General features: G+C 60.0%; 17 protein-coding genes. 8 read left to right on the top strand and 9 right to left on the bottom strand.

All coding sequences use genetic code 11. The features are described 5' to 3' along the window. Positions 1 to 84: 84 nt before the first annotated feature. Together iolG and iolB are read left to right on the top strand one after the other, a co-directional pair. A complete protein-coding gene (iolG, locus tag QD208_RS09850; RefSeq protein WP_279836702.1) occupies positions 85 to 1,080 on the top strand; it encodes an inositol 2-dehydrogenase in 996 nt (331 codons plus the stop codon). Between the two features lie 48 nt (positions 1,081 to 1,128). Further along, on the top strand, positions 1,129 to 1,932 hold the full coding sequence (iolB, locus tag QD208_RS09845) for a 5-deoxy-glucuronate isomerase (RefSeq protein WP_279836701.1): 804 nt from the start codon (positions 1,129 to 1,131) through the stop codon (positions 1,930 to 1,932). A 98-nt stretch (positions 1,933 to 2,030) separates the two neighbouring features. Here the strand turns inward: iolB and QD208_RS09840 are convergent, their stop codons facing one another. The 5 genes from QD208_RS09840 to QD208_RS09820 all read right to left on the bottom strand — a co-directional run bounded on the left by QD208_RS09840 (position 2,031) and on the right by QD208_RS09820 (position 9,545). Next, positions 2,031 to 2,159 carry a putative transporter small subunit gene (locus QD208_RS09840; RefSeq protein WP_215824257.1) on the bottom strand — a complete coding sequence of 43 codons (129 nt, stop codon included), beginning with the start codon at positions 2,157 to 2,159 and terminating at the stop codon, positions 2,031 to 2,033. A gap of 40 nt (positions 2,160 to 2,199) precedes the next feature. Continuing rightward, entirely contained in the window at positions 2,200 to 3,903 is a 1,704-nt protein-coding gene (locus tag QD208_RS09835; RefSeq protein WP_279836699.1) for a sodium:solute symporter family protein, read from the bottom strand. Between the two features lie 813 nt (positions 3,904 to 4,716). After that, on the bottom strand, positions 4,717 to 6,339 hold the full coding sequence (locus QD208_RS09830; protein WP_215824259.1) for a BCCT family transporter: 1,623 nt from the start codon (positions 6,337 to 6,339) through the stop codon (positions 4,717 to 4,719). A 315-nt stretch (positions 6,340 to 6,654) separates the two neighbouring features. Then, complete coding sequence (locus QD208_RS09825) at positions 6,655 to 8,265, bottom strand: BCCT family transporter (protein ID WP_131431800.1); 1,611 nt, start codon at positions 8,263 to 8,265, stop codon at positions 6,655 to 6,657. A 362-nt stretch (positions 8,266 to 8,627) separates the two neighbouring features. Then, positions 8,628 to 9,545, bottom strand: a complete 918-nt coding sequence (locus QD208_RS09820) for a LysR substrate-binding domain-containing protein (protein ID WP_225347896.1) — start codon at positions 9,543 to 9,545, stop codon at positions 8,628 to 8,630. A gap of 98 nt (positions 9,546 to 9,643) precedes the next feature. Between QD208_RS09820 and QD208_RS09815 the strand changes: the two genes are divergently transcribed. The 5 genes from QD208_RS09815 (at position 9,644) to QD208_RS09795 (ending at position 15,932) form a co-directional block, all read left to right on the top strand. Beyond that, a complete protein-coding gene (locus QD208_RS09815; RefSeq protein ID WP_324692257.1) occupies positions 9,644 to 10,549 on the top strand; it encodes a phytanoyl-CoA dioxygenase family protein in 906 nt (301 codons plus the stop codon). An 82-nt stretch (positions 10,550 to 10,631) separates the two neighbouring features. Further along, positions 10,632 to 11,879 carry a Xaa-Pro peptidase family protein gene (locus QD208_RS09810; RefSeq protein ID WP_279836696.1) on the top strand — a complete coding sequence of 416 codons (1,248 nt, stop codon included), beginning with the start codon at positions 10,632 to 10,634 and terminating at the stop codon, positions 11,877 to 11,879. Positions 11,880 to 12,170: 291 nt separating this feature from the next. Beyond that, positions 12,171 to 13,085, top strand: a complete 915-nt coding sequence (locus QD208_RS09805) for a LysR substrate-binding domain-containing protein (RefSeq protein WP_107335084.1) — start codon at positions 12,171 to 12,173, stop codon at positions 13,083 to 13,085. Between the two features lie 345 nt (positions 13,086 to 13,430). Then, complete coding sequence (locus QD208_RS09800) at positions 13,431 to 14,390, top strand: NAD(P)-dependent oxidoreductase (RefSeq protein ID WP_131431804.1); 960 nt, start codon at positions 13,431 to 13,433, stop codon at positions 14,388 to 14,390. Between the two features lie 108 nt (positions 14,391 to 14,498). Further along, a complete protein-coding gene (locus QD208_RS09795; RefSeq protein ID WP_279836694.1) occupies positions 14,499 to 15,932 on the top strand; it encodes an aldehyde dehydrogenase family protein in 1,434 nt (477 codons plus the stop codon). A 307-nt stretch (positions 15,933 to 16,239) separates the two neighbouring features. Here the strand turns inward: QD208_RS09795 and QD208_RS09790 are convergent, their stop codons facing one another. The 4 genes from QD208_RS09790 to aldA all read right to left on the bottom strand — a co-directional run bounded on the left by QD208_RS09790 (position 16,240) and on the right by aldA (position 21,644). Then, entirely contained in the window at positions 16,240 to 16,998 is a 759-nt protein-coding gene (locus QD208_RS09790) for an IclR family transcriptional regulator (RefSeq protein WP_279836693.1), read from the bottom strand. A gap of 178 nt (positions 16,999 to 17,176) precedes the next feature. Further along, a complete protein-coding gene (locus QD208_RS09785; RefSeq protein ID WP_279836692.1) occupies positions 17,177 to 18,805 on the bottom strand; it encodes a GMC family oxidoreductase N-terminal domain-containing protein in 1,629 nt (542 codons plus the stop codon). 5 nt (positions 18,806 to 18,810) lie between these two features. Next, positions 18,811 to 20,046: a mandelate racemase/muconate lactonizing enzyme family protein gene (locus QD208_RS09780; RefSeq protein ID WP_279836690.1), complete on the bottom strand. Its 1,236-nt coding sequence runs from the start codon at positions 20,044 to 20,046 to the stop codon at positions 18,811 to 18,813. Between the two features lie 173 nt (positions 20,047 to 20,219). Continuing rightward, entirely contained in the window at positions 20,220 to 21,644 is a 1,425-nt protein-coding gene (gene aldA, locus QD208_RS09775; protein ID WP_054555865.1) for an aldehyde dehydrogenase, read from the bottom strand. Positions 21,645 to 22,073: 429 nt separating this feature from the next. Between aldA and QD208_RS09770 the strand changes: the two genes are divergently transcribed. Further along, positions 22,074 to 22,283: an antibiotic biosynthesis monooxygenase gene (locus tag QD208_RS09770; RefSeq protein WP_225347905.1), complete on the top strand. Its 210-nt coding sequence runs from the start codon at positions 22,074 to 22,076 to the stop codon at positions 22,281 to 22,283. Positions 22,284 to 22,377: the final 94 nt, after the last annotated feature.

Genomic DNA, 22,377 nt, shown 5'->3' with positions numbered 1-22,377 from the left:
GAGGTGTTGCCTTCCAGCCCCGCGACTTCTCGCAATGCAGTTGCAACAAGCTCAACAACAAACGCCATGAAGAGGAAGTCTTATATGAAAATCGCTCTGTTAGGTGCCGGTCGCATCGGCCGTGTTCATGCTCGCGCTATCTCTGACCACCCGACGGCCGAGCTGGCTTCGGTTAGCGACGCCTTTTCTGCAGCAGCCGAGTCACTGGCTAGCGAGTACGGCGTGCCGGTGCTAAGTGCTGATGATGTTTTCAGCTCTAACGATATTGACGGTGTCTTGATTGCGTCTTCAACACCAACGCATTCTGACTTCCTGGAACGCGCCGCTCGTTCTGGCAAGGCCGTACTGTGTGAAAAGCCGATTGACCTGGATCTAGTGCGTACGCGCCATTGTCTCGCGGTGTTGGAAGAGTATCCGGTCACCTGCGCTCTGGGGTTCAATCGTCGTCACGACCCCCAGTTTTCCGCGCTGAAGACCGCAATGGACTCAGGACGCATTGGCAAGTTGGAAATGATCACGATCACCAGCCGTGACCCTGAGCCGCCCCCCGCTGAATATATTGCAGCCTCGGGCGGTATCTTCCGTGACATGAGCATTCATGATCTGGATATGGCTGCCTGGTTGCTCGGAGAGCCTGTAACGGAAGTGACAGTAAGTGGCAGCTGTCTTGTGGACCCGGCTATTGGTGAGGCAGGTGATCTCGACAGTGTCCTGATCAATCTGAAAAGTGCGTCGGGCAAGTTGGTCAATATCAGCAATTCTCGCCGGGCCTGCTATGGCTACGATCAGCGTATTGAAGTGTTTGGCAGCAAGGGGATGTTGGAGGCGCGCAACGAAACGGATACTCAGTTGCGCTTCACGGGTGCCGAGGGGGTCGTGGATGAGCGTCCACAGTGGTTCTTCCTCGAGCGTTACTCGCGCGCTTATGCACAGGAAGTCGCCGACTTCGTGGCAGCCTGGCAGGAAAATCGGGCGCCGTTGGCAGGAGCGCATGATGGTCTGGCGGCACTTGAACTAGCAGAAGCCGCGCTGATTTCCTACCGAGAAGGTCGGCGAGTCTTGCTCAGTGAAATCCGCTGAGACCTGCTCAGTAATTTGAATTGCCATCGCCATGATAGGAGTCGACCAATGAGCCTTCTGGTAAGACCGCATGCCCCGAGTGAAGATGGCACCTTGCTCGAGGTAACCCCGGAATCTGCAGGCTGGACACACGTGGGCTTTCGCGTGCATCGCTTGAAACAAGGTGAGCGTTTCAAGCGCCACACCGAGAGCCGTGAGCAATGCCTCGTGCTGCTCTCGGGGCGTGCGACCGTGCGTACCGGTGACCAGACTTTCGAGAATATTGGCGAGCGCATGAGTGTTTTCGATCACTTGCCTCCCTATTCGGTGTATCTGCCAGATGGCGTCGCCTACTCGGTAGAAGCCCTGACAGAGCTTGAGATAGCAGTTTGCAGTGCACCGGGGCATGGCAACCATGCCGCGCGCTTGATTCGCCCCGAGCAGGTGGCCTGTTCGACACGAGGCGAGGGGACCAATACGCGCCATGTGCAGGACATTCTTCCGCAGACAGAGCCTGCTGATAGTTTGTTGGTGGTTGAGGTCTATACACCGCCGGGTAATTGGTCCAGCTACCCGCCGCACAAGCACTGTGCGGACAACCTCCCGGAGGAGTCTTTCCTGGAGGAAACCTATTATCACAAGCTCAATCCGTCACAGGGCTTTGCGTTCCAGCGCGTCTATACCGATGATCGCTCTCTGGATGAAACCATGGCGGTGGAGGACGGTTGCTGTGTGATGGTGCCGGAGGGATATCATCCTGCCGCTGCCCCGCACGGCTATGAGCTCTACTACCTCAATGTCATGGCCGGGCCCAAGCGGGTCTGGAAGTTCAAGAATGATCCTGCGCATGAGTGGATCGTCGAGCAGGCGTGATAGACAGGCTATTCTTCGGTAAGTCGTAAAAAAGCCCGCTTCTGGGCATTCCAGAGGCGGGCTTTTGCGTTCATGGCGTCACATTACGCCAGAGGGCTTTATACCAGCTCGCGCTTTTCTTCCCGTGCGATGCGGCGATCACGTGCGACCGCGCGGCAGATGACGATCAATACCGCCAGGGTGAGCACTGGCCATACCAGTACGTAGGTGGCAAATAGCAATGTCATGTGTGTTGTCTCCCTGTTCTGTTTCGGACGTTATCCAGAATCATGCGCCGGTGGAGGCGGCAGGCTGCGTCTGGATCGGTGTTGTCGTATCACGACCGCCTGAGTCGAGTGCTTCGTCATAGTTGCCGACACGTGCGGTGATAGTGTCGAAGTCGAAGCGTTCCTGGCGGCTGGTGAGGCTCATGACCACACACACCAGGGTGCTGGTGCCGTAAGCGGTCAGCGATGCCAGCAGGACGGTGTAGTCGCGCAGGAAGTCAGTCGCGAAGATCAGCATGGCGATCATGGCCGCGATTCCAGCAAGGATGCCGAGAATGCGCCCCAGGAAGCCGAATACCATCAGTCCGATGATCACGCCGCCGCCGATGCTGGCGAGCAGCTCGAAGAACAGACCGCTCATGCCCGTCAGCGGCACCAGTTCAAAGCGTGCCAGGCAGAACATCACCATCGCGACGATGACCGACGTGGTGAAGGCGGTATTGGTCACTCGATTCCAGAAGCAGCTGGCGATGACCGGGAAGACGATCGCGCCCCACAGAGCCCCGACGAAGACCAGCATCACCAGGATATCCAGTGAGAAGCTGGCGAAGACGATACCCAACACCGTGGCGATGATCATGGTCAAGCGGCCGATGAAGAGCATGCGCTTCGGGTCTGGCTTGCCGCGGGCGATATTCTTGCCATAGACATCGGCCATGATGATGGCGGACAGCGCGGAAAGGTCGGAATCCGCGGTGGAGGACAGCGAGCCGATCACCAGAATGAAGAACAGCGCGATGAAGAACGGCGGCAGGTACTCGGACACCATCTGCGGGATGAGGTTGTTCATGTCGCCGTTGAGCGGCTCCACCCCGAGTGTCAGTGCCATCAGGCCAATCATGCCCAGGCCGATGACGATGGCGCCATAGCCCAGCGTCGCGGTGAGGAAGGTCGGCTTGATGTGGTCTTCGTTGACGGCGAACAGGCGCTGGGAAATGGTCTGGTTACCGATCGCATAGGCCAGTACCGCGACGAAGAAGGGCGCACCCTGATTCAGGATGGCATCCGTCGAGAAGAAGTTGGCCTGCTCGGGCGTCAGGTTATCCAGGCCTGCGACCAGCTCTGTCGGGCCACCCATCGCAAAGAACACCGCCGGAATGATCACGATGGCGATCGCCATCAGGGCAACCAGTTGCGCGAAGTCGGTCAGTACCGAGGCGCGGAAGCCCGACCACAGGGTATAGAACAGCACCCCCACGCCCGCCATGATCACGCCCGCCTGGAAGGACAGCGGCGAGAGCACGGAGACGAGCGCCCCGGCGGCAGTGAAGTTGACCATCAGGCTGATCACGCTACCCAGCAGGTTGGAGAGCGCCAGAATCAGCTGACTGGAGGAGCCGTGGCGCGCATGGATCAGCTCGCCCAGTGTATGCGCATTGGGCGCCAGCTTGCGGAAGCGGCGGCCGAAGGGGTAGATGAACAGAATCATCAGTGCGCCCCACAGGCCATAGTGGATCGGCCCTGAGACACCATAGGTATAGCCGGAGGTGGCGGCAGCATAGAAGGAGGCCGCCCAGATCCAGGTAGCCGTCATGCTCGCCGCGCCCATGCCGAAGCCAACGCGATGGTTGGAGACCATGAAGGCATCGGCATCTTCATTTTTCTTGCGGATCCCCAGCGTCATCAGGTAGGTGCCGCCATAGAAGGCAAGCAGCAGCAGTACGACAGTCAGGGTAGAGAATTGATATAGCGATTCGTTGTTCAAGAACTGGCCCTCGGTAGGGAAACAGGGCGCTACGCAACGCAGTCGCCCGAGGGCAAACGGTTGTCGATAGCGACGAGTAAGGAGGGGAAGGTTCTTAGCCGTGGACGTAGTTCTGCGTCATTTGCTCAAGCAAATGGCATCCAGCGCAGCACGTGGGCCGCGTCATCAATAATCGGCAATCTCGGTCAATGAAGACGGAGTTGGTGGCACTTCCCGGTCAGGCGGGAACTTGGGGGAGGGCGGCGTGGCATGCATCTGCCTTCATCGGAATAATGATATCGCATACGCGTCCTTGTTATCGGTCAAGCCTTGCAAGGGCGCTGATGCGAGTTGTTGGTCAGCCCCAAGCTTGGCAAAACGGTGTTTTTATTTTCTCTCGTTATCAAATTCGTTGACAACGATAAATTATGCGCATGTCAATGTCTACACCCTGGCGGGCAAAGCTTGCCTCTCATTCACGTCAACGGTGGTTGGACGAGCGGGTGCGACGATGTTCAGTTGCGTGACACGTGCCAGAGCAGCATGGAAGACATGACTTATTATATATAAATAATATTACTCGGCATGAGTTGTGTTTATTTGCTGAGTGTTCTGAATGGTGCCAGAAAGTGGAATAAATCGTTGTTATTACGTCATGCGTATTACTTGTCCAATGCTTGAGGAAAAGACTCCCTCAATGGCTCAGGCAACGACTGACTCGGCTTGGAGGGGGTGTTGACCCATGGGAGAGCGAGTCTTCAAAGCGGCCTACCCACAGTAAAACGCCCTGTCCGAAGACAGGGCGTAGTGGGCATGCTCAACGCAGGGTTTGGCTTACCGAGAGCTTTCTGCTGTCTTGCGAGTGCTTTCCCAGCGCAGGTGCGCTTCGGGAGAATAGCTACGTGACGGCGTGTGCTCGAGACCGATCTTGGCGGTACCGATCGACACCAGACGCAGCAGGGACGCCGTGGCGGCAATCACGATGAACAGCGCCGGCACACCGCCGAGATTGGAGAGCATCTTGATGCCATCAATGCCCACGAAGGCCGTCATGATCCAGGCGACGGCGCCGATGGTGCAACCCCAGATGATCTTCATGAGCAGACGATCATTGGTATTTTCATCACTGTCACCGGCCATGGCGGCCTGGCTGTCAGTGCTGCACAGCTGGCTGATCGCTTCGGTGTTGGAGTCGGCTGCCGTCACGAAGGACAGGAAGGCGATGATCAGGAAGACGGCGCTGACCAAGGTGCTCATCGGCAGTTCGTCAAACAGGGCATAGATGACGGAGCCTGCACCAGACTCATTCAGCAGTTGGTAAAGCGCACCGCCACTTTGCATGTCGAACTGGATAGTGGAGCTTGCGAAGACACTCACGTAGGTGATCGAGAACAGGGCCGGCGCGACCAGGTTGATCAGCATGAACTGTCGCACGGTATAGCCACGGGAAATCTTGCCCAGGAACAGGGCGGATATCGGTGCCCATGCCATCCAGTTGGCCCAGTAGAAGATACTCCAGCTTTTCGGCCACGGATCGTCATCGAAGGCCCCGGTGAACAGGCTCTTTTGCATGAAGTTGTTGAAATACTCACCCGCAGCTTCGGTGCCATAGCCAAGAATGGTCTGGGTCGGGCCGCACAGGAAGACGAAGGCCATGAAGACGAAGAAGGCCTTGGCGTTGATGGCGGACAGACGCGCAATGCCTTTCTGCAGACCACTGGCCGCGGAGGCGGTAAAGCAGGCCACGATGGCGAGAGTCACCAGTGCCAGCATCAGCGGGCCAGTGCCGGTCCCCAGGAAGCGGTCCAGGCCGCCGGCCAGTGTCATGGCGCCGGTGCCCAATGACGATGCCATGCCGCAGACCAGTGCGAACAATGCCAGTGCATCCAGCGCGCGGCCCTTGCGGCCGATCAGGCGATCACCCAACAGCGGCACGAAGAGCGTGCCGAGCGAGAACGGCTTGCCCAGGTTGTAATGCATCAGAGCGAACAGCAATGCCGGGACGGTATAGATCGCATAGGGCGTGAATGACCAATGCAGGAACATCGTCGAGAGTGCAAAGCGTGCTGCCTCAGGAGAGTTCGCCGTCACCTCCAGTGAGCCGGGCGGAGTGTGTAAGTGATAGAGCGGTTCTGCGGTCGACCAGAACATGATGCCGACGGCCAGCGTGGTACATAGCGTGATAGAAAACCAGCGCCAGGGTGTCAGGATTCGCGTGGCATTTTCACCACCGATCCGCGTGCGGCCCAGTGGTGACAGGTAAGTGATCAGGCATGTCACCACCATCGCCAGTGCCGTAATCGAGAACAGCCAACCGAACTTGTTGAGTACCCAGTCATTCAAGGCCGTCGTGGTGGCGAGAAAGCCTTCGAGATTGATAAGGCTTGCTGCCACTGCGACTATCAGCAGGATGAACGGTGGCCAGAAGACGAGGGGGCGGATGGAAGAACTAAACATACGCGTTCCTATAATTTTCTTGTGTGTCTGAGGATGCTAACCCATAAAATTCTGTTTTGTCAGCGTTGTGCTTTCAGCCTTGTATGGGTATACACGCGCGCGTTCAGGTAAGGAATCTGGGTTATTTTTTGAGGGTTCTGTCAGGAAATCGCTTCAGTGGCTAACGCACCCTAGCCGTAACGCAGGCTGCATGGCCCATGCCACTGTGCGGGCCATGACACTCAAGAGAAAACCACGACACCCCCGTCGCCTCTCGGCCCGGGGGTGTCGTGGTTTCTCCTTGAGGACTTGAGTGTCACGCCATCTCGAGTTGGCTCAGCTGGACTGGGAAGATTGCCAGCGCTGGTGAGCTTCCGCCGAATAACTGCGTGACGGCGTGTGCTCGAGGCCGATCTTGGCGGTGCCGATCGAGACCAGTCGTATCAGAGACGCCGTGGCACCGATCACGATGAAGAGCGCTGGTACCCCGCCGAGGTTGGAGAGCATCTTGATGCCATCGATGCCGACGAAGGAGGTCATGATCCAGGCGACGGCACCGATGGTCGAGCCCCAGATGATCTTCATCATCAGGCGGCCCTTGCTGCGGTCTTCGCTTTCGTTGCCTGCCAGAGCCTCCTGGCTATCCGAGCTGCAGAGTTGGCTGATGGCATCGGTATTGGAGTCGGCCGCTGTCACGAAAGACAGGAAGGCGATGACCAGGAAGATCCCTCCCACCAGAGAGCTCATCGGTAGCTCATCGAATAGTGCGTAGATCACCGAGCCAGCCCCGGCCTCGCTGAGGATGGTGTTGAGTGCCCCGGCGGTATCCATGTCGAGCTTCAATGTCGTGCTGCTGAACACCGCGACATAGATGATCGAGAAGAGTGAGGGCGCCACCATGTTGATCAGCATGAACTGCCGCACGGTATACCCCCGTGAGATCTTGCCCAGGAACAGAGCCGAAATCGGTGCCCATGCCATCCAGTTGGCCCAGTAGAAGATGGTCCAGCTCTGTGGCCAGGGGTCATTGTCGAAGGCCCCGGTGAACAGATTCTTGCTCATGAAGTTGGTGAAGTATTCGCCAGCCGCTTCCGTGCCGTAGCCCAGGATGGTCAGCGTCGGACCGAAGGCGAACACGAAGATGAGAAAGGCGAAGAAGGCCTTGGCGTTGATGGCGGACAGGCGTGCGATGCCTTTTTGCAGACCACTGGCCGCCGAAGCGGTGAAACACAGCACGATCGCGAGGGTGACGATGCCCAGCATCAGCGGGCCCGAGCCAGTGCCGAGGAAGCGGTCGATGCCGCCTGCCAATGTCATGGCCCCTGTACCGAGGGACGACGCCATGCCACAGACCAGGGCGAAGAGCGCGAGTGCATCGAGCGCACGTCCCTTGCGACCGATCAGTCGATCTCCCAGCAGCGGCACGAACAGGGTTCCGAGCGAGAAGGGCTTGCCGAGGTTGTAATGCATCAGGGCAAAGATCAGCGCAGGGACGGTGTAGATCGCATAGGGCGTGAACGACCAGTGCAGGAACATGGTCGAGAGCGCGAACCGCGCGGCTTCCGGGCTATTGGCGGCAATGTCCAGCGAGGTGGGCGGCGAGTGCAGATGATAAAGCGGCTCTGCGGTCGACCAGAACATGATGCCCACGGCCAACGTGGTGCATAACGTGATGGAGAACCAACGCCATGGGGACAACAGTCGCGTCGCGTTCTCGCCGCCGATACGGGTGCGGCCCAACGGCGAAAGATAGGCTATGAGGCAGGCCACCACCATGCTGAGCGCCGTGATGGAAAACAACCAGCCGAACTTGCTCAGTACCTGGTTGTTGAGATTGGTAGTGACAGCCAGAAAGCTGTCGAGATCGATCAAGCTCGCCAATACGGAGGCGAACAGCAGAATGAAAGGTGGCCAGAAGACCAGTGGGCGCACGGATGCTCCGAACATTTGATACTCCTCGATCTTGTTGTCGGGTGTAGCCGATCATCTTGTTGTCAGGTGTTACCGATCATCTCGGGGTGGCGCTTGACGTCTTGTCTGCGCCGATCAGGGGCCTCATCGGTAAGGGGGGGAATGAGCGTCTGATCATGTAGGGACGATCATCTGATTTTGCAACGTCAGTGCTCGAGGAGGAGGCGGAATTACGTCAGCTTTCCGGGCTCCCTGTGACATGCAGCGAACTGCCGTGCAGCGTATTGCAGGGCAGTTCGGAAAATCTTCCATCCTGTCGCAGGCAGAATGTCAGGGGTCGTAATGGAGATAGTAAAAACGCCCGTATAAGCAGCAAGACCAGTGATCCTGATGAGGACTCATCGCTCCTGAGGTTTCTCTCGCAACAATTCGCGAATCATCTCTGCGCAAGTATCGAAGATCGGATGCGTCAGGCTGGGGGAACGATGGAGTTCAATTTCGGCAGTGGGTAGCGCCGGAAGCCCCGCTTCGGTGCCCAGCTCGCACCAGTCTTCAGGCAACGAGCGTCGATCTGCCACCGTGATGGCATGGCCCTGATTGACGATGACTCTCAAGCCACTGGGGCTCTGACTGGTGGAATCGATACGCCAACTGCGTTCTGCCTGGGTCAGGGCGGACAATGCCCTCTCGCGATAGATGCATTGTTCGGGGAACAGCGCCAACGGCAGCGGAGCGGAGGGGTCCAGCACAAAGCGTTGATGCGCCGCCCACACGACAGGCTCGCGAGACAGCAGTTCCCCCTGGCGTTGTTGGTTGTGGCTGACCGCGATGACCAGATCCAGCTGGCCGGCATCGAGCTGTTCCAGCAGTTCCGTGGACATCCGGCAGTGGATGTGCGGACGGATCTGGGGGTGGCGCTCGCCGAGATGTGCCAGCAGCTCTGGCAACCAGGTGGTGGCGTAATCCTCCGGCAAGCCGAGGCGCAACGTGATCGGGTGGTCGTTTTCGCTGAGGGCCGCCACGGCTTCGCGTTGCAGTTGCAGGATGCGTCGTGCGTAACGCAGAAACGTTCGGCCGGCATTGGTCAATTCCATATGACGGCTGGTTCGCATCAGCAGTCGATAGCCAAGACGCTCCTCGAGGGTGCTGATGCGCAGACTGACAGTGGACTGCGTGCGATGCAGATGCCGCGACGCCTGAGTGAAGCTCCCGCTGTCGGCCACCGTCACGAATGCCAGCAGGAGATCCGTATCCAGCGATGGCAGCGGGCGAGGGGCGTCTGCGCTTGATGTATCGGGTTTGCCGATGGATTTCATTGGAATGACTCGTTTCTCAAATGCATGGATTCTGGCCAGCATAGTGCCTGACCCACGAGCTGTCTTGTCCCCCAGCCCCACGACGTGAGGATACCTCCGTGACTGACCTGACTTCCGCGATGCCCCCGCAATTGGCCGATGCCGAGACCGTCGATCTCTCCGCGTTGGTTGATACCGAGCGTTACCCCCTGCATGACCCCCGATCTCCAGCGCTTGAGGCCACGATCGCCAAGGCGCGTGAAGATCTCGAGCGTGAGGGTTGCGCCGTATTGAGAGGATTTCTGCGTCCGGAGCGCCTTGCGCAGATGCAAGCGGAAACGGCCCGTCTCGCCGAGACCGCGTTCTACAACACCCGTGAGGTGAATGCCTATTTCACGGCCGATGACGACCGCTTGCCCCAACAGGACCCGCGTCGCTTGTTCATGACGCGCACCAGTGGCTTCGTGACGCGTGACATGATCCCTGCCGATAGCCTGATGCAGCGGCTGTACGTCTCGCAGGCCATGAAGCAACTGGTGTCGGCCTGTCTTGGTCGTGAGCGGGTGTACGAGTATGCCGACCCCTTTGCCGGGCTCGTGCTCAACGTGCTGCCAGATGGCACCGAGCAACCCTGGCACTACGACACCAACGAATTCATCGTCACCATGATGACGCAACAGCCCGAGAGCGGGGGTCAGTTCGAGTATTGCCCCGGCATCCGTACCCCCAACGATGAGCACTACGCTGCCGTAGGCGAAGTGATCCGGGGAGAGTCGCGTGAAGCGGTGAAGACCTTGAGCCTCAACCCGGGCGATCTGCAGTTGTTCAAGGGGCGGTTCAGTCTGCACCGCGTCACGCAGGTGTCGGGTGAGGTTCCCCGGTTGACGGCGATCTTCGCGTATTCCGAAACGCCGGGAGTGGTCGGCCGGCTTGAACGTACGCGTCAGCTGTATGGACGAGTCTCGGAGCAGCACATTCTGGCGGAAGCTCAGCACGTCCAGCGTGCCGATGGTCTGCTCGACTGAGACGGGCGCGACATTCCCGTGACGCCTTCCCCCTTGTACGCGCCTTGGCGCTTGACCGAACTTTTCCCACAGGGCACTTCACATGAAAATGGACCTGACAGCGATGGGCATTCTGGCCCCGACCCATGCACTGGAAGACTGCGAACCGACTTCGGAAGAGATTGCGCAGATCCAATGCGACCGACTCGCGCGTGTTCGCCAGGAACTGGCCCGTCGCGATATCTCGGCGGCAGTGCTGTTCGACCCGGCCCATGTCCGCTATGCCACCGGGTCTCGCAACATGCAGGTATACAGCTCACGCAATCCCGCTCGCTACGTATTCGTCCCCGCGGCAGGGCCGGTCGTGCTGTTCGAGTTCTCGGGGTGTGAACACCTGGCCAGCCATCTGCCGACCGTGGACGAGATTCGTCCGGCCAAGGCGATTTCCTATTACTTCAATGAGAAGAATACACAAGACGTCACCAGGGCCTGGGCGGATGAAATCATTGACCTGGTGCGCCAGTGTGGCGGAGGTGAGCGGATCGCCCTCGAAAGCGCGACTGCGGAAGCCGCTTTCATGCTCGAGCAGCGTGGCTATCAGGTGTTGGATGCCCATGAGCCCCTTGAGCAGGCACGTGCCATCAAGGTACCCAACGAGATAAAGATGATTCGCTCCTCCCTGAGAGCGGTCGAGGAGGGGGTGCGCAAACTGGAGACCTCCATCCGTCCTGGCGTCACCGAGAATCACGCCTGGTCGCTGCTGCACCAGCACATCATCGAGACAGACGCCGATTTCATCGAGACACGCCTCATGAATTCCGGGCCGCGCACGAACCCCTGGTTCCAGGAATGTTCCGACCGTGTCATCCAGGCAGGAGAACTGGTCGCACTGGATACCGATGTGGTGGGACGTTACGGATACTATGCGGATTTCTCGAGAACCTTCCTGTGTGGTTCGGGGGAGGCCAGCGCCGAGCAGAAATCGCTCTATCGCATGGCGTATGACCAGATCCAGACCAACATGGAAAATCTCAAGCCCGGGGTCAGCTTCAAGGAATACGCCGAACGCGCCTGGCGAATCCCTCCCGCTTACCGCGCGCGTCGTTACTTTGCCCTGGCGCATGGTGTCGGGATGAACGGCGAGTATCCCTACATCGTTCATCGCGAGGATATCGAGGACAAGGGTTACGACGGCATCCTCAAGCCGGGGATGACGCTGTGTGTGGAGAGCTATATCGGGCATGAGTCCGGTGGTGAAGGCGTCAAGCTCGAAGAGCAGCTGTACATTCGTGACGATGGTCAGGTGGAGCTGTTGTCCGACTACCCCTTCGACGAGCGCCTGCTGAGCTAGGCCGTCTGAGTCAGGCCGGTTGAGCCGGGCCTGTTGAGCCGGGCCTGTTGAGCCGGCCCCGGGTAGCTTGCCGACGCGCATCGGCATTACGCGGCATGGCGGCTTTGGTAACATGAGGTCAATTGTGCGGGTGGCTGTCAGCGACGGTCACCCGCTTTGCCATTGTCTCATGGCGAAAGAGAGCCAGATGGCAGCCGTGTGCCGTGAACGTGAGAGTGTGTCGAGAACGTCTATCGTTCATGGGATACCGGTTGCTTCCTGCTCGCCTTTTGCCTTTCGTGAGTGTCGTCTATGCCAACCCCTCTGCCACTGCAGAAACTGCCGCCCTTGAGTTCGCTGAAAGGGTTTGAAGCTGCTGCGCGTCTGCTGAGTCTCCGCGCGGCCGCCGAGGAGCTGAACCTGACGCATCCGGCCATCGCCAACCAGATTCAGCGTCTCGAAGAGAGTCTGGAGGTGAAACTGTTTGCCCGTGAAGGCCGTCATGTGGTGCTGACGGCAGCTGGCGAGCGTTTCTATCCGGTAGTACGTGAAGCGCTGGCGGGCTTGGTGCAAGGCGCCGAGTCTCTGCGCCAGATGCAGCATGCCCAGCCGCTGACGATTCAGGTCTATGTGACGACCTCGATTCGCTGGTTGGCACCTCGCTTGTCGCATTTCCAGGCCATGCATCCTGAAGTCGAGCTCAAGCTGATGACGTGCAGTCTCGGCTGGGAGTTCGATGAGGCCAATGCCGATGTCGGTATCGTCTTTCGCGATGCGCCGCTGGCGGACCACCTGCACTGGCAGCCGTTGTTCGAGTCACGCCTCTTCCCGGTATGCAGCCCCCAGCTGCTGGGCGACGATGCACGCCCGGTTGCCGCGGATGCCTTGAAGACGCTGCCGTTGATCGGGGTCTACACCGAGGGCTGGAATTGGGAGAGTTACTTCGAGGCATTGTCGCTAGGCCCGTGTCCCACCCGCAATTGCATCGTGGTCGACACCCTGGCCGTCGCCCTAGAGATGGCGGCGCGCGGGGAGGGCGTCGCATTGGTCAACGGGCCCTTTGCCGACGATGACCTGGCGAACGGTCGACTCATCAACCCGACCGGACAGGTGACGACCGGGCGCGGTGAATGGGGGGCTGTCTGTCATCGCGAGCTGGAGCGGGATCCGCGCGTCGCGACCCTCCTTGGCTGGCTGGAGGCACAGAGTCGCAGCGTGCCCACCTGATCCGCCAGAGCGAGAGCTGTCACGTGACAACGCCACCTTCGGGTGGCGTTTTTTGTTTCCGGGTTCTGACTTCTGGGTTCTGTGTTCTGAGTTATGGGGGGGCTGGGCATCTGGCATCTGCCGGTTGATCGCTGTTTGCCATTTGCTGTTCGTTCGGAGACGTGGGGTCTGGGGGCTTACAAAAATTGTTACCAATCACCAAATTCTTATGAATTGTTGGCAGGCAGGTCGGCCAGTAGGGTGAGCTTCAAGATGACATGGGCCACGACGGACAGGATTCCACTCCGTCCCAACCCTGTGCAGTACACCGGACAGCCAGCAGGCAGACAGCAAAGAGGACAGCACATGAAAGTCGGATTCATCGGTCTCGGTAACGTGGGTGGCAAGCTGGCAGGTAGTCTGCTGCGCAATGGACATGACGTCACCGTGCGTGACCTTGACCCGGAAGCCGCCAAGCCTTTCCTCGCGCAGGGTGCCAAGTGGGCGGATTCTTCCAAGGAACTCGCCGAAGCCAACGACATGGTCATCACCTGCCTGCCGTCTCCGGCTGCCTGCAGCGCCGTGATGGAAAGCGACGACGGCATCATCGCCGGTCTGCGTGAAGGCAAGATCTGGCTCGAGATGAGCACTACCGACGACGGCGAACTGCGTCGTATCGCCGACAAGGTGCTGGCCACCGGTGCCAAGGCACTGGAAGCGCCGGTCTCCGGCGGCTGCCACCGCGCTGCCACCGGCAATATCTCCATCTTCGTCGGCGGTGACCGCGAATCCTTCGAGCAGGTGCTGCCGGTGCTGACCAACCTGGGGCGTCGCGTTCTGCACACCGGGGAGCTGGGTACCGCCTCCGTGCTCAAGGTGATGACCAACTATCTGGCCACCGCCAACCTGTGCGCCGTCGCCGAAGCCCTGACCGTCTGCAAGAAGGCCGGCATGGACATGAACACCACCTACGAGGCGATCAAGATTTCCTCGGGCAACTCCTTCGTCCACGAGACCGAGTCCCAGGTCATCCTGAACGGAAGCCGCAACATCAGCTTCACCATGGATCTGGTGCTCAAGGATGTCGGCCTGTTCGACACCCTGGCCAAGAACCTGGATGTGCCGCTGGAAATCTCCCCGATGCTGATGGACATCTTCCGCGATGGTCAGGAACGCTTCGGTCCGCGTGAGTGGTCCTCCAACATCATCCGTCGTCTCGAGGAAGCCGCCGATGTCCGTGTGCTCGGCACCGGCTTCCCGGCAGAGCTGACCGATGACGAGCCGGAAGAAGTCGGCTACGAAGTCGGCGTTACCGGCCGCAGCTGAGCCGTGAAGACTGCCCCGGAGCGCCGTGCGAATGGCCTCCGGGGCATTTGCGTTTGAGACTCACCCTCAGGGAAAGTGTTATCTCCCACCAGCAACGAGAGGTCTGGCATGCAACATCACGACAACTTCTACATCAATGGCCACTGGCAGGCACCCTTCGGGCGCGAGCGCATGGAGGTCATCAATCCGGCCACCGGCGAGCTGTGCGCCAGTGTGCCGCGCGCCGGTGAGCAGGATGTGGAGGCTGCCATCATGGCAGCACGTCAGGCGCTGCCTGCCTGGTCCACGACATCCGCGCAGGAACGCCACGATATCCTGATGGCGGCAGCGGATGAGATGCAGCGTCGCTTCGATGAGCTGCGCGACGTGCAGGTGCTCACCATGGGTTGCCCGGTGCAACTGGCCGGCGCGCTGCACGTGGAAGGTCCCATCGAAGGCATGCGTTACTACGCCGAGCGTGCCTTCCAGATGGAAGAGGACGAGCGCAAGGGCGATGTGACCCTGATGCGCGAGCCCATCGGTGTCTGCTCGCTGATCAACCCGTGGAACTATCCGCTGCATCAGTTGATCGGCAAGCTGGCCCCGGCGTTGGCGGCAGGCTGCACCGTGATCGCCAAGCCGGCGGAGCAGACGCCGCTGCAGGACTTCATCATGGCCGAGATCTTCGAGAAGGTCGGTCTGCCTGCTGGCGTCTTCAATGTGGTGACGGGCGAGGGCAGCGAGATCGGCCCGGTGATGTCCGGCCATCCGCAGGTCGACATGGTGTCCTTCACCGGCTCGACCATTGCCGGTAGCAAGGTCGCCGAGAGTGCCGCGCCTACCGTCAAGCGGGTCTGTCAGGAACTGGGCGGCAAGTCGCCGTTGCTGGTGACGGAAGATGCCGACCTGGCCACGGCCGTGCGCTTGAACGTCGAGAACGTGATGGCCAATACCGGCCAGACCTGCGACGCCTTCACGCGTCTGCTGGTGCCGCGTTCGCGCATGGAAGAGGCGACCCGTCTGGCGGTCGAGATCGCCAATGAGCAGGTGGTGGGTGACCCGAATGATCCGGCGACCACCATGGGGCCGCTGGTCTCCCAGCGTCAGCGCGAGCGGGTGCTTGATCTGGTGCAGCGGGCCATCAACGATGGTGTCGAGCTGGCGCTGGGTGGCGTCGAGCCGCCCGAAGGGCTCGAGAAGGGCTGCTATGTGCGGCCGACCATCTTCACCAATGTCAGCAATGAAATGGAGATCGCCCGTGAGGAGGTCTTCGGCCCGGTGCTGTGCATCCTGCCCTACGACGACGTGAAGCAGGGGATCGCCATCGCCAATGACAGCGTCTATGGCCTGTCATCTGCGGTCTATGCGCGTGACGCCAAGGCAGCATTGCCGATCGCCCGCTGCATGCAGGCAGGGCAATGCTATCTGCAAGGGGCAGAGTTCTCCTTCGATGCGCCCTTCGGTGGCTACAAGCGTTCCGGCAACGGCCGTGAATGGGGCGACGAAGGCCTGGCGGAATATGTCGAGGTCAAGGCACTGCTCGGTGCGCCGGTCATCTCCTGACAGGAGGCGAATGACGCCGCCGTGATGCCACGCAAGATACCCGTGATTCGTGAGGCCAGGCTGGCCTTGTGAATCACGGGTATCTTGCATTCGCGCCATCGACCATTCGCGCCATCGACAAAAGACACCCTCAAGGCGCTTGTCGGCTGTCGCGGATGCGCTTCGCTATCAGAGCAACGCCCATCGCGTCTGTCACATCGCTGAGTACTGAAAAATACCTATATGCTCAGTGCTAAAAATACCTATATATAGTGGCAAGACTTTGTGCGGTGCAGCATAACTGGCTCGCCAGGTGCCGTTTTGGACCTCAGATGATGCGCGAGGAGAGCTGACGCGCCGCCTGAACCAGATGCTTGGAGTAGGCGCGAGCCTGCTGCGGATTCAGGCAGTCCTGGCTGATGACGGCACTGATGGCGGCAATGGGCTCGTTGCGCATGTTCAGCACAGGCGCCGCGATACAGCTCAGCTGTCCTTCAGCCTCGCCGCTGGACACCGCATATCCCAGGCGTTGTGCGCGTTCAAGCTCGGCATCCATCTCGTCACGGCGTTCGGCCAGGCCGGGCGTGCTCCGCGTTGCAGCTTCCAGATACAGTTGGCATGAGGCATCGGGGCGCATGGCGAGAATCGCCTTGCCGGCGGCACAGGCGTGCTGGGCCATGGTCTTGCCGATGTAGAGGTTGTAGCTGCCACTGCCGGAGGCATCGACCTTCGAGATCACCACCACCTGATCCCCGATGGGGATACACAGGAAGATCGAGCGGTGAATCTCGTTCTTGAGAATCTCGGCGATGGGGTAGAAGACCGGAATCAGGCTCTGCTTGTTGTAGATCGTCGAGGAGATCTGGAAGATGCGCGAGCCGATGCAGTAGGACTTCTTGCGACCGGGATCGTGGGCGACCAGCTGATGGTGCAGCAGGGAGTTGATCACGCGGTGTCCGGTGGCAGGCGAGATGCCGGTGGACTCGCAGATTTCCGAGAGCGTCAGCGGGTAGGAGGCTGCCGCAAGCAGATCCAGAATCATGACACTGTGGTCGACGGCAGGGGCTTTGGTCTTCTCGTGATTCATGAACGCGGGGACACTCCGAAACGCGAATCTCGGTCACAGGCGGCGTGCATCCGGGACTGTGACACCTTGACGACGGATGAACGATGCCACACACGGCATCTCTCATGCGCTGAAAATAAAACGGCCCATAGGGTACCAGACCCATGGGCCGTGCGCGGGATTGGTGGCTGACCTCGGCTCACTCGGCGTGATCGGCCAGCACCAGGTCCGCGCCTTTTTCCGCCACCATCATCACCGGCGCATTCAGATTGCCGGAGGTGATATTGGGGAAGATGGCGGCATCGATGACGCGCAGCCCCGCCACACCATGCACCTTCAGCCGGCTGTCGACTACGGCGTTCGCCTTGTCTGGGCCCATCGCGCAGGAGCCACACAGGTGGTAGATGGAGCCTCCCTGAGAGCGGAAGTACGCAAGCATGCTGTCCTCATCCTGTACCGTCTCGGCCGGGGCGACCTCGCACTCGGTGATGGCCTTGAGCGCGGGCGCGCCCATCAGCTTGCGCACCAGACGACTGCCCTGGATGACCTCATCAATGTCTTTCTGGGTGCTGAGGTAGTTGGGGCAGATGGTCGCCGGCGCCGCCGGGTCTGCCGAGGCCAGTGAAATGCTGCCACGGCTGGTCGGTCGGCAGGAATTGAAGGCCAGCAGGAAGCCGGAATACGGCTCCGGCGTCAGCTTGGCCTTCGGGTCGTTGGGAATCTGGTAGGACATCGGATTGAAGTAGAGCTGAATGTTCGGCTCTGACTCCGCGTCGCTTCCGCGGAAGAATCCCCCGGCCTGATTGACGCTCATGCCCAGCGGTCCGCTGCGGTTGATAAGATACTGCAGTCCTGCCTTGGCCTGGCCCCAGAAGGATGCGAAGTCGTCATTCAGCGTGGTGCGATTGGCGCGGTAATAGTAGCTGGCACACAGATGGTCCTGCAGGTTCTGCCCGACGGCCGGCAGGTCTACCTGTGTCTCGATACCATGCGTGGCCAGTGCCCTACGCTCGCCGATCCCCGAAAGCTGCAGCAGCTTCGGGGAGTCCACGGCGCCAGCGCAGAGAATGACCTCGCGCCGTGCCGTCACCTCGATGACCTCGTCATCAAGCCGGTAGACGACACCCGTGGCGCGCTTGCCGCCATCGGATGTCTCTTCCAGCGTCACGCGCTCCACCCGGCAGATATGCTTGAGCGTGAGGTTGTCGCGTGACAGTGCCGGCTTCAGGTAGGCGGTGTTGCTGGAGTCCCGCTGTCCCTTGCGGATGTTGGCCTCATAGATGCCAGCACCCTCGAAGTGTTCGCCATTGAAATCATCATTGAGCGTGTAACCCAGCTCGCGGGCACCTTCCAGCCACGACTGGCAGATCGGGTGCGCGCCATGTTTCAGCGGCGTGATGCCGATCGGCCCCTGGCCGGAGCGATACTCGGTGTCGCCATCCGGGTGGCATTCAAGACGCTTGAAGTAGGGCAGTACCTCGCGATAGGACCAGCCGTCGTTGCCGGCGCGCGCCCAGTCATCGAAGTCCGAGGCCTGGCCCCGGACATAGATCATCGCATTGATGGAGCCGGAGCCACCCTGCACCTTGCCGCGGGGGGTATAGATCTTGCGCCCCCCCATCGCGGCTTCTTCCTTGCTGTAATACATGTAGTTGTAGGTCGGGTTGTAGTAGGTCTTGGCGAACCCGACCGGCACCTTGATCCAGGGCGAGGTGTCCTTGCCGCCGGCCTCCAGCAGCAACACCCTGTGGCGTCCGCTGGCGCTCAGCCGGTTGGCGAGGATGCACCCCGCCGACCCGGCACCGACAATGATGAAATCGTATTGCATCGGCGTTACGCCTCCGGCTTGCGCTTCCAGTCGGTGCTGGACTGTTCCTTCACGTCATAGGGACGCGGGTCCATGCTCAGGTGCAGGGTTCGGCCGGTGTAAGGCGAATTGGCCTTGACCACGTCCATGTCCAGTTCAACCCCCAGGCCCGGCTTGGTGGAGGGGATGATGTAGCCATCACGCCACTCGATCTTCTCCTTGAGCACATCGGCGTGGAAGCCATCCCAGGTGCCGATGCTTTCCTGAATCAGGAAGTTGGGTGTGGCGGTCGCCAGCTGGATGCTGGCCGCGGCGCCGACCGGGCCGTTGTAGAGATGCGGGGCGATCTGGGCGTAATGGACTTCTGCCAGCGCCGCGATCTTCTTGCCTTCCAGAATGCCGCCGACGCGTCCCAGGTTCATCTGCAGGATGGAGGCCGCGTTGTTCTTGAGCACATCGTGGAATTCGTACTTGGTGGTCAGGCGCTCACCGGTCGCGACCGGGATGGAGGTGTGGTCTGCCACACGCGCCATGGCCTCGCTCTGTCCCGGCGGCACCGGCTCTTCCAGCCACAGCGGGTCATACGGCTCGAGATACTTGGCGAGACGAATGGCGGATGCCGGCGTCATCTGACCGTGGGTGCCGAACAGCAGATCACAGCTGTTGCCGACCGCTTCGCGGATGCGCCGGCAGAAGGTGGCGCTCTTGTCCATGCCTTCCAGAGACAGCATCTGTCCGGAGTAGGCGGTGTAGGGGCCGGCCGGGTCGAACTTCAGCGCGGTGAAGCCCTTCTCGCGGTTTTCCAGTGCGCATTCGACAGCCAGCTCGACGTTGTCATAGTCGTAGTTGCCGCGTGCATCCTTGGGGTACAGGTAGGTATAGGAGCGCAGCTTGTCGTGGACCTTGCCACCGATCAGCTCATACACCGGCAGACCGGCCGCCTTGCCGACGATGTCCCAGCAAGCCATCTCGAGACCGCTGAGCACACCCATCATGGTGAGGTCAGGGCGTTGGGTGAAGCCACTGGAGAAGGCTTCGCGGTACAGACGTTCAATATGATGCGGGTTCTTGCCTTCCAGATAACGCGAGAAGACATCGGCGATCGCCTTGCTCATGACTTCCGGGTGGAAGGTGGCGGCATAGACTTCACCGACCCCTTCGATGCCGCAAGCGGTACGCAGCTGAACGAAGATCCAGTACATGCCGCCGACGTGGGGCGGCGGAGTGGCGACGATGTGTGTCTCGCAACTGACAACTTTCATGGTGGCAGGCCTTTCAGTGGTCACTGGCTAGCAGGAGGTTATGGATGCGCACTGCCTGGCATGCCGTCATTCGACGCCAACAGCGCGCTTCCGGAAAGAAATGGGGTAGGGCGTCAGCGCCTCCGGGGGAGAGGGTTCCCCGAAGGCGTGACAGGTAAAACGGAATGGCGTGATCAGTAGTTCATCACGACCAGACGGGTCTGGGTGTAGTCGAGCATGCCGTGCTTGCCATCATCACCGCCCAGGCCAGAGCGCTTCCAGCCGGCGTGGTAGCCCTGGTAGGGGTCCGCCGGGGTGCGGTTGATGTAGAGCTCGCCGGCTTCGATGTTGTTGGCGACCTTCATGGCGGTGCGATAGTTCTCGGTGAAGACCACGGAGGCCAGACCGAACTGGTGGTCATTGGCCAGTGCCAGCGCTTCATCCACATCGCTGTAGGTCAGCACCGGCAGTACCGGGCCGAAGATCTCTTCCTGCACGATCTCCATGTCCTGGCGGCAACCGGTCAGCAAGGTCGGCGGGTAGAAGTGACCCTTGCCCTCGGGGATATAACCGCCGATTTCCAGAGTGGCGCCGTCATCGATGGCGCGTTCCACCATCTGATGGATGTTGAGACGGGAATTCTCGTTGATCAGCGGCCCCATCAGGCTGGCATCTTCCAGACGGTTGCCGAACTTGACGCCTTCCATCTGCTGCTTCAGCTGGGCGACGAAATCGTCATAGACGGATTCGTGCACATAGACACGCTCGATGGCGGTACACAGCTGGCCACAGTTGGTGAGGGTAGAGGCCGCGATCTGTGCCGCTGCCTTGGCCAGGTCGGCATCCGGCTCGACGATGGCCGGTGACTTGCCGCCCAGTTCCAGTGAGGACTTGGCGATGTTGACCTGGGAATATTCCAGCACCTTGCGACCGGCGCCGACGCTGCCGGTCAGGGTGATCATGCCCACCTTGGGGTGCGTGCAGACGGCTTCCGCGGTGCCGTGGTCCATCGCCAGGATATTGACGATGCCTGCCGGAATCCCGGCATCCTGAATCGCCTTGGCGATCTCGAAGGCGGAGGTAGGGGTGTTGTTGCTCGGACGCACGACCACGGCATTGCCGGTAATCAGCGCCGGGGCGATCTTGCGCAGCAGGGTGAACACCGGGTAGTTGAACGGAATCAGGCAGGCCACGACGCCGATGGGCTCACGCTGCAGCAGCAGGCTTTCATTGGGAGTGTCGCTGGGGACGATCTCGCCCTCGATACGACGTGCCCACTCGGCGTGGTAGCGCGTGATGTCGGCGGCGTAGACGGCTTCATTGGTGGCGTCTTCCAGGCTCTTGCCGGATTCATCTGCCAATGCCTGGCCGATGGCATCCTTGCGCGCCATCAGAGCCTCGGCAAGCTTGTGCATGTAGCCGGCACGCTCGGTGCTGGTCTTGGCACGCCAGTCCTTCTGAGCCTTGGCCGCAATGCTCACCGCTTCAAGCGCTTCGTCAGTGGTTGCTGCCTGCACCTGACCTACCAGTGCTTCGGTGGCCGGGTTGTAGACCGAAATCATCTCGCCCTGGGATGAGGCGACGAATTCGTTGTTGATGAAGTTCTTGTCAGTGCGCATGCATCACTCCTCCTGAATTTGGCCTACAGGCTATGAAGTGACGCCAAAGGTGTCAAACTGTTTTTCACATGTAGAAATAGATTTCCGTATATAGAATTTTGTTTGGGAATTATAGTTGGGCGAGTACTGCTGGTGGGAATGGCGTGAAGGTGATTTCGTACGCCATTGCCTACCCATGGCCATCAGTCTGGAAACAGGGAAATCAGCGTCCTGTCAGTGCGTTCAGCAACAACTGGTCATCCTTGTTGCCGGGTACTCCAGCGTTTCCGCGTTCAAGGTTTCATTGAAAGTCTTTCTCCGCGCCGCGGGTTTTTCAGCCAGGCAGCGAAAGATAGTGTCAGTCACTTCCCGAGACAGAGCTGCTGCCACGTGACGCAGCAGGTCTTGCCGTTGGGCCGATGACAACCATTGACTATAAGGGGCATCTCCATGCTCACCTTGATCGTGAAATTTGACGTCAAGCCCGAACAACTCGCTACCTTCAAGCAGGCCTTGGCTGACAACAAGCTGGGCTCAGCGGCTGAACCGGGGATGCTGGAAATGCGTTTCTTCGCGGCCAAGGATTCTCCCACCGCCATCCACGCCTGTGAGCTCAACCAGGCGGCTGTCATGAAATCCTGCAGCGTCAGCGGCACATAAGCTGGCAGGCCAGTGCGAGTCACGCGAATGTGATAGTTTCTGGAGCATCCAGCCGTTTGTCGGCGCAGAGTCCCGGGCATTTTCTTCGCCGGCG

Origin of the sequence: Cobetia sp. 29-18-1, from assembly GCF_029846405.1 — a bacterium.
Taxonomy (GTDB): Bacteria; Pseudomonadota; Gammaproteobacteria; order Pseudomonadales; family Halomonadaceae; genus Cobetia; species Cobetia amphilecti.
Note: the sequence above shows the minus strand (reverse complement) of the source record. Positions and strands in the feature narration are given on the sequence as shown.